The organism is Aliiroseovarius sp. (genome assembly GCF_030148435.1).
GTDB lineage: Bacteria > Pseudomonadota > Alphaproteobacteria > Rhodobacterales > Rhodobacteraceae > JASBTN01.
In genome coordinates this window covers 1-7,887 of sequence record NZ_JASBTN010000085.1, presented here as the reverse complement: position 1 = coordinate 7,887, position 7,887 = coordinate 1, and the positions used below count along the sequence as shown (strand labels likewise).

At 63.6% G+C, this 7,887-nt stretch carries 8 protein-coding genes and 1 pseudogene; 1 reads left to right on the top strand and 8 read right to left on the bottom strand.

The window, feature by feature from the left end:
* Nucleotides 1–168: 168 nt before the first annotated feature.
* From Q1V43_RS16075 to Q1V43_RS16060, 4 genes are all read right to left on the bottom strand, one after another.
* On the bottom strand, nucleotides 169–1,110 hold the full coding sequence (locus tag Q1V43_RS16075; protein ID WP_300520260.1) for a phosphoglycerate dehydrogenase: 942 nt from the start codon (nucleotides 1,108–1,110) through the stop codon (nucleotides 169–171).
* A complete protein-coding gene (locus Q1V43_RS16070) occupies nucleotides 1,107–1,754 on the bottom strand; it encodes an acylneuraminate cytidylyltransferase family protein (protein ID WP_300520255.1) in 648 nt (215 codons plus the stop codon). Before Q1V43_RS16070 ends, Q1V43_RS16075 begins: the two co-directional genes overlap by 4 nt.
* Nucleotides 1,744–2,712, bottom strand: a complete 969-nt coding sequence (locus tag Q1V43_RS16065; protein ID WP_300520252.1) for a glycosyltransferase family 2 protein — start codon at nucleotides 2,710–2,712, stop codon at nucleotides 1,744–1,746. The genes Q1V43_RS16070 and Q1V43_RS16065 overlap by 11 nt, the downstream gene beginning before the upstream one ends.
* Nucleotides 2,713–2,848: 136 nt before the next feature.
* Nucleotides 2,849–3,556: a 6-hydroxymethylpterin diphosphokinase MptE-like protein gene (locus Q1V43_RS16060; RefSeq protein ID WP_300520250.1), complete on the bottom strand. Its 708-nt coding sequence runs from the start codon at nucleotides 3,554–3,556 to the stop codon at nucleotides 2,849–2,851.
* A gap of 327 nt (nucleotides 3,557–3,883) precedes the next feature.
* Between Q1V43_RS16060 and Q1V43_RS16055 the strand changes: the two are divergent.
* Nucleotides 3,884–4,060: pseudogene (locus Q1V43_RS16055) on the top strand (IS481 family transposase); the annotation flags it as partial.
* On the opposite strand, the gene Q1V43_RS16050 reads toward Q1V43_RS16055, so the two are convergent.
* From Q1V43_RS16050 to Q1V43_RS16035, 4 genes are all read right to left on the bottom strand, one after another.
* Nucleotides 4,057–5,193 carry a glycosyltransferase gene (locus Q1V43_RS16050; protein ID WP_300520246.1) on the bottom strand — a complete coding sequence of 379 codons (1,137 nt, stop codon included), beginning with the start codon at nucleotides 5,191–5,193 and terminating at the stop codon, nucleotides 4,057–4,059. The pseudogene Q1V43_RS16055 and the gene Q1V43_RS16050 sit on opposite strands and share 4 nt — an antisense overlap.
* 47 nt (nucleotides 5,194–5,240) lie before the next feature.
* On the bottom strand, nucleotides 5,241–6,683 hold the full coding sequence (locus tag Q1V43_RS16045) for a glycosyltransferase (RefSeq protein WP_300520243.1): 1,443 nt from the start codon (nucleotides 6,681–6,683) through the stop codon (nucleotides 5,241–5,243).
* 116 nt (nucleotides 6,684–6,799) lie between these two features.
* On the bottom strand, nucleotides 6,800–7,138 hold the full coding sequence (locus Q1V43_RS16040) for a hypothetical protein (RefSeq protein WP_300520241.1): 339 nt from the start codon (nucleotides 7,136–7,138) through the stop codon (nucleotides 6,800–6,802).
* 109 nt (nucleotides 7,139–7,247) lie between these two features.
* A partial coding sequence (locus tag Q1V43_RS16035; protein WP_300520238.1) for a YjbF family lipoprotein occupies nucleotides 7,248–7,887 on the bottom strand: 640 nt, incomplete at its 5' end.

The following is a 7,887-nucleotide window of genomic DNA, read 5'->3' as shown; positions in this document are numbered from 1 at the left end:
GATCTGGGCCGGCTCCGCCGCCACCTCGATGCGCTCGATCCGGTCCAGGAAGGGCGTGAAATACCAGGTCAGACGCGAAACCAGATCGTCCCAGAACCCCTGTTCGGACGATTGGCCGACAACATAGATATTTTTCTTGCTCATCTTCAATGAATACTCAGAAAAAACTCAGCCGGTCGGGTTTAGGAAACCCGCCAGGTGCCCGATCGCCGCGTGGCTGGCGCGGATCACCCCGTCGATCGTGTTCGAGCCGTTATGGGTGCCGAAAATGCAGCGCTCCATGTCCCGCAGGGGGCTGTCCATCGGCAGCGGTTCGACCTCGAAGACGTCGAGGGCGGCGGAATGCACCTGCCCCGATTGCAATGCGGCCACCAGGGCGGGCTCGTCGATCAGCGGCCCGCGCGCCACGTTGACGATGCGGATGCCGGGGCGGCAGCGCGCCAGCACGTCCGCGTCCAGCATGTGGTGGTTATGGGAGTTGAGCGCGCAGGTGAAGACCAGGAAATCCATATCCTCCACCCCTTCCGGCCAAGCGGCGCGTTGCAGCCCCGCGATGCCGGCGTCGCCCTCGATCCCCGGATCATAAGCGGTGACCTGCATTCCCAGTGCCTGAAGGCGGGTCACGACGTTGCGCCCGATGTCGCCTAGGCCGATGACGCCGGCGTGGCGCCCCGCCAGCGAGATGCCCGCCGGTTTCGGCCAGCCGCCCGCGCGCACGCCGCGGTCGATCGCGAAAAGCTGGCGCGCCAGCCCGACCACATAGGCCACGCCGATGTCGGCGACCTCCTGGCCGAACATCTGCGGCGTATTGGTGATCGGAAGCCCCAGGTCGCGGCAGGCGCCGAAATCCACGTTGTCGACCCCGACGCCCCATTTCACCGCCGCGCGCAGGCGGCCCTTCTGCCCGGCTTCGAACACCGCGCGGGTTGCCGGGTCGTCGCCGATGATCCAGCCGTCATAGCCCGGCAGCAGATCCTTGAGTTCTTCCTCGCTGAGGATCTGCGTGACCTGGGCGGGATGCAGCTTCAGCCCCTTCTCGGCGGCGGGATTCATGAAGCGGCCGATCTGGCCCAGCATCGGCGGGCAGGTGACGAGTATGTCCTTCATCATTCGGCGGCCCTTGCTGAGTTTGTCTTGATGGCGGCGACCGCACAGGCCAGATCCCAATCGTCCGGCGTGTCGATATCGACGCTTTCCAAGCCCGGCGTTTCGTACATCACGGGCGCGCGGCCAATGCGGGCATTCGTCGCGGCAAAGCTTTCGCGCGAGAAGATGTAGAGGCAGGAATTTTCCTCGAACCAGGGTTCGAGATCCTGGGTCTGCACCAGGTTGTCGGGATCGTGGTTCACCGGGCTGGTGTCCGCGCGGTAGAACCGGGTCTGGATGTGGTTGACCGTGAACAGGCTGTCGGCCTGCCCTGCGCCCTGTTTCTCGTGGTAAAGCGACAGCGCGCCGCGGATCGTGTCCGCCGACAGCATCGGGTTGGTGGTATGGGTCATCAGGTAGGTATCCGCCTCAATCGCCGCGATATCGTCGGCTAGGATCAGGTTCATCGACACGGTGTCGCCGCACAGCTCCGGGCGGCGGTCGCGGATGATCACGCGCGGGCCCTCGGTCAGCCCGTTCTCGGCCAGGATGTCGCGCGCGTCGGTGTTGATCACCACCGCGTCGATGTCCTCGATTGCCAGCAGGCTGTCGAGGATCCAGGCGAACAGCGGCTTGCCGTGCAGCGGGCGGAAATTCTTACGTTTCACCCGCTGGCTGTTGGCTTTCATCGGGAGAAGGGCGACGGTTCGGCTTGAGCCAGGCATTGAGGGATTCACTTTCGTTGACGGAAGGATAGAAGAAGCGGTCCTTGCGGGTCTGGGATAGACGGCGCTGATCGTTGTTGCCTACATAGGATCCCGCATATTGCGCCACCCGGTAGCGCAGGATGTCGTACCAATGGGCGCGCAGGTGGTGATTGCGCGCCGCCGAACGCCAGTCCAGCCAGATGCTGGAGAGGATATAGCGCAGCACGTCGAGTCGGCTCAGCTGCACCTCGGGCATGATCCGTTGCAGCGCCAGCGCCTCACGTTCGAAGCGACGGCGCACCGAGGTCCAGGTTTCCGAATGGTGGTGAAAGACCGATGCCTCGGCCACGTAGCCGACCTGGTGACCCGCGTCCACCAGCACCTTGGCCAGGGCCATGTCCTCGAGTCCGGTCAATTCCTCGTCGAAGCGATGCGCGGCCCAGGCCTCGCGGGTGATCGCGGAATTGGCATTGTTGCAGAAAAATCCCTCCTGCGGGACGGCGGAGGATTCGGGAAAATACTTGGCAAAGATCCGGCGTTCGGAGAAATAGCTGTCATCGTCGCCGACCTGGCGGCCGTAGGCATAGCTGACCACACCGTCGATCAGCGGCTGGCAAAGGTTTTGCAGCCAATGTTCGTCGACGGGGATGCAATGGCCCGAGATGAACACCAGGATATCGCCCCGGGCGAAATCGCAGCCCATGTTCAGCGACCGGCCAAAGGAGAATTCCTGCTTGGAGATGGTGGTGACGCGGGCGCCGTGTTCGCGCGCGATCTTGACGGTGTCGTCGGTGGAACCCGAATCGATCAGCACGACCTCATGGTCCAGCCCGGCGGTTTCCTGCCGTGCGATCATGGCCAGCAGGTCACCGAGATACCTGGCTTCATTCAATGTCCGAATGACAATGCTGGCCAGCATGGCTACAGCCCCCATAATAACGTCGTTTCCCTATAATAAGGAGAGCAGGGCTTAATCAACACGCCCCCCTGTAACGGCACAAGATGACACGAAAAATGCCGGCAGCCCCGGCTGTGGGTCATGGAACAGATCAAAATCATATGCCGAATAACTTCTTATAGTAAACCTTTTCGAAAATATCACAGGCCCCGTTCAGGGTGGCATCGACGATCCGGCGGCCCTCGGCGGCATAGATGTCGCGCGCGGCGCGGTAGGAGATTTCCGATTCCTCCAGGTTGGGCAGATCCCAGGTCTGGTCACGAAAGTAATCGGGGCTGAAATGGTTGGGGTCGGGTCCGGCCAGGTGTTGCGGCGCATCGGGGGTGCCGTGCGCCTCGAAACGGTGATCCATGCCGATGATCACCACCTCCGAGAACCCCATGTAGTACGCAATCTGAAGCGCGGCGTGGGTGACGGTATGGCCCTCGTGCACGCCCATCGTGATGTCGCGGTAGAACCGCCCCCCAAGCCCGGTGGTATGGATGTGATAGGTCAGCGCATCCTGGGACAGCAGATCGGCGGCGCGCGAGGTCAGGAACTTGATGCAGGTCATCGCGCGAAAGGCCGCCGCCTCCTGGGCGATGACGCGGTCGTTCACCGCCACCAGGTAGCGCGGATAAAAGCCGAAGCGCGGCAACCCGAGATGGATCTTGTTGAGCCCGAAGGTCACCTCGCGGCGCAGGAACGACAGGTCCATGTGGTTGAGCGAGGGCCCGTTGCACACGATCACCGCGCGCGCGCCTGCATGCAGGTCGCGGAACCGCAATAGCGGCGAGGCCGGATCGGCGGGCACGGGATACTCCATGGGGCGGGTCCTTCGACAGGGGTGCCGCCCCGGTACGTCAGTGCCGCGGGAAAATCAAGACCGGGCGGACCGATGGTTAACGCGCCGCGCGCCGCGGCGCGAAACCCTCAACCTTTCTGTCCCTAGACTGGCCGCCACCCGCCACCATTCCCGGAGAGCGCCCATGTCGCAGACCTCGCCCCGCCTCGACCTGCCCTACCTGCAACCGGCCCAGGCCCAGAAGCACGTTATCCACAACGAGGCGCTGCGCCGGCTCGATTTCTTCGTGCACCGAGCGTGCAGGGCTTCGACGCGCAGAACCCGCCCGCCGCGCCCGCGCCGGGCGACAGCCACACGCAGCTTCGTAGCCATCTTGCGGACTTTCTTGATGCTTACAACTTCGCAAGGCGTTTGAAGACGCTCAACGGCCTCACCCCCTACGAATACGTCTGCAAAATCTGGACATCAGAACCAGATCGATTCATCCTAAATCCGATCCACCGGATGCCGGGACTGAACACCTAGAGGAAGCGCGATTGCAGGGTCCGCAGGCGGGTCCATTCGTCATGGAACTCCGGGTCGTGAGGATCGGTGGCGGTTTCGTGAATCATGTCGATCAGGATCTCCACGGTCTGGTGCCAGTCCTGCTCCCTGACCCAGGCCTTGCCGCGGTGGATCAGGCCCTTGCGATGGCACGGCTCGGATGCAAGCCGCGATAGCGCCGCTGTCAGCGCTCCGGGATCATCGGCGGGCACCATCTCAACCGCCTCTTTCACGATTTCGTCCGAAGCCCCCGCTGTTGTGGTGATGACCGGGCAGCCGCGGGCCATGGCGTCCAGAACCGGCAACCCCGCGCCCGCGCGGGCCACCGGGAAGGACAGCGCCATGGCCCCGGAATAGGCCGCGGCAAGGTCGAGACCGGGGCCGGGATCGAGAAAGGTCACCCGCACGCCGGCCTCCTCGCGAAGCGCCTCCGGAACCTGCCCGATGCAGAGGATATCGAGTGGCCCGAAATCGATCTGCCCGATGGCGGCAAGGGTGGTGGCAAGGGATTCTCGCGGATCCGGAACACAAGGCGCGCCAAGACACAGGACATAATCGTCGCCAAGACCCTGCGTTTGCCTGAACGCCTCGACCCGATTCTGCGATACCGGCTCGAACCGGCCCTCCTCGCGCCCCGCGTGGCCCACCCGGACCGTTTCCGGCGGTCTTTCGGGGTAAAATGAGACAACATCGTCCCGAGTCTGCTCCGAGGGACACAGCAGTCGCGCCGCATAGGTCAGGGCAAGATCCTTCTCGACATCGCAGGGATGCATCGGCGCGAGATCGCGCAACTGTGCCACCATATCCTGAACGATGCTGATCAAGGGTGTCTTCAGCGGTGTGGTCCACAAGCTGCCCAGAACGACATCAATATCATAATGGTCGCATACCCGCTGAATCAAAGCCGAATCCACAGGGCCGGACCAGCTTGACTGAACCATCGGAAAGGGAATACGGGTCGCGGCCGGCACGGCGGCAAGATCGCTCAGCCCGCCCCTATCGAGCACCAGGACATCCAGGCTTCGGGCGGCCATCAGGCGTGGGCTCAGGGCCTGGCAATAGCGCGCGGCGCCGCTTTCGGGCAGGGCGGCAACCGCGACGGCATCGACCAGCACTCTGACGGGGGCGCCCGTATGGGTCCGTTTCGCAGACATCACCGGCATCAGCTCCGCTCGGGCCAGCGCGCGGCGGCCAGCCCGACAAGCGCGCGATGGGTCATCTCGGCCCGGCTGACGGCGGTCGAGGGGGGCGAGTCGAACCGCCCGCCCAACAGCTCCAGAAACGCAGCATCGTTACAGATGACGGCCTCATCGACCGCCGCTCGCCCGTGGCGCTGCCAGATCTCGCGCGCTTCCTGCGGCCCGCGCGATCCGCGCCGCGTCGAAAGCCCGTCGGCATTCTGGAAATAGGCGGTATGGGGGCTGTTGCTCTTGTAAAAGCACTTCCCCGCCAGCGCGGCCCGTGCCCAGAATTCATTATCGGCGGCGGAGTGGAAGGCGGGATCGAACAGGCCCAGGTCATCATGCAGCGACCGGCGCCACATCGGCGCGTTATGGGGGGCGTTCTCGCGCATGATATTCTCGGGCGTGACCAATGGTAGATCGCTCTTGATTCCGATTTGCGAAAGATGATCGAACCCGAGCCCATAGTCGAGCGTATAGAGAAAATCCTGATAGACGACATCGACAAACGGGAGCGCGGACAGGATACGTGCCTGGATCTCCAGGCTGTCGGGGCGGCGCAGGTCATCCAGATTGGCATTGGTCAGGTAAGACCCGTGCGCCATGCCGATGGCGGTATTCCAGGCCTCATATACCGTCACCCGTTCAGACAGGCGGCGATACAGGATATTCGGATGCTCTGCCTGGCGGGCCTGGATGGCCGAGGCTTCACCCTCAGGCGAGGCCGCATCCACGATGATCACATCGACATGATCCTCGAAGATCGTCTGCGCGATCATCGAGTCGAGAAAACTCTCGATGAATTGCCCGGCCTTGTAGAGGCTGACCAGGACGGACACGCGCTGATCCTTGGCAAGCGGTGCGAACCCGCCGATTGCGGCCGGATCCACCCCATCATCCTGCCTGGCCTTGATGGCGACGGCGGGCGGCGCATCCTCGGCCCGGTCGGCAAGGTCTTCCTTGGCCGCGGTCCAGTCCTCGGTGCCGACCATCCGGGTCGTTCCCATGACCCGAAACCGCCCCGGATCGTAGGAGGGCGGCGTATCCTGGAGCACCGTTGCCTCAAGCTCGGCAAAGGCGGCCATGGACATTTCGTCGAAGAGGTTCTGGCGGGTCAGCGTGCCCGCCAACCGGATACGCTGCCGTTCGATCTCCAGCGCATCGGGAAGACGGTTTTTTGTCAGCAGGTAGACTAGTTGGATGAAGGGGCCGGTTTCATACGCGTCAAACCGGCGTGCAGGGTGTTTTTGATGCGCTTCCTGGCTTCGCGAAATCCGTTCGACCACATCGAACCTGTCAAGGCCGCTGACCTCCATCTCGCGCTGCCAGGCATCAATCTCCGCCGGGGCGGGATGCCGCCCCAGATGCCAGGAATATCCTTTCTCGATCGCGAACCGGACAAGATCAGGCTTGGCGTTTTCCATGCAGCCTTTCCCCAGATTTCAGGGCCGCTTGATCCCGTTGATCCCGGGGGCGGCGGTCATCCATGAAAAAAGGCCTCCGAAAGGAGGCCATTTTCCGTTTTCAGACGATGCGCCGTTCAGTCGCTGGTGCCCGTGGTCGTGGTGGTCGAGCCCGAGGAATCGTCATCCCCGATCAGGATCACGGCCAAGGCCAAGCCGCCCGCGGCGGCGGCAATGGTGCCAGCGTTCACGGCGGTGCCACCCAGACCAGCGGTCGTGGTGGTGGTTGCGCCGCCGGGCAGGTAGCCAAGCGCGCGGCCGCGTTCGGCCTGTGCCGCGGTCAGCGTGCAGGACCCGGTGGCCAGGTTCACTGCGCCGCCAAGCTCGTTGCACTGGTCGACAGAGATTGCGCTTGCCGCGGTTGCGGCGAAGGTTGCTGCCGTTGCGACAGCCAGAAAGGTCTTCGAAAGTTTCATCGAGCCGGTCTCCAATTCATTTCACTGTCGGATTTATCACGGGCAGGGGGGCAGTTCAACAAAGGAGGGACGGGTTTGGCCAAAAATCGCCATGTGGGTCGTCACATGCCTAATTCCGCACCTCTTCCAGCGCCACATAGCCCAGATCCGACCCCGCCCATTGCCGCGATTGCCAGATCGTGCCGCCTGCGCCGCGCCAATAGGTGTTGACGAAGATCGGAGCGGGGCGGCCCTGCGCATGGCAGGTCTCTTGGTAGCGCTGCGTGTCATAGCTGCGCCCCAGAACGTCAACGCGTTCACGGGTTTGTGGTTCCAGTCGGCAATAGAGCCGATGCGTCTCAACCTGGTTCAACCCGTTCAAGCCTCTGAAAAGACGCGCATATTCGGTTGCATTGCCCTCGGCCAGGGCCTGCGCCAGCGGTGCCGTTTCCAGGCTGTGCAGATCGGTGCCGAAGCCGCGCGTGTTGCGCAAAAGCCCGCCCGCGGTGGTGATCGTATCGCCATCCAGGCTGCGCCAGACAATGGCCCCGCGCACCTCCTGGTATTGCAGAAGCCCCGCCGAGATGCCGAGCGCCTCGATTCTGGCGACCAGCACCGGCTGCGTGATACCCGCCTCGCGCAGCGAGGCGCGGGTGGCGGTGAACTGTGGCGGGGCGGCATCATCGCCGCGGTTGAACAGCCCGCCGCGCAGCATGTTCAAGGCCTGCGCCGCGGTGCTGGCATTGTCGCCCTGGCCGCCACCGAGCACG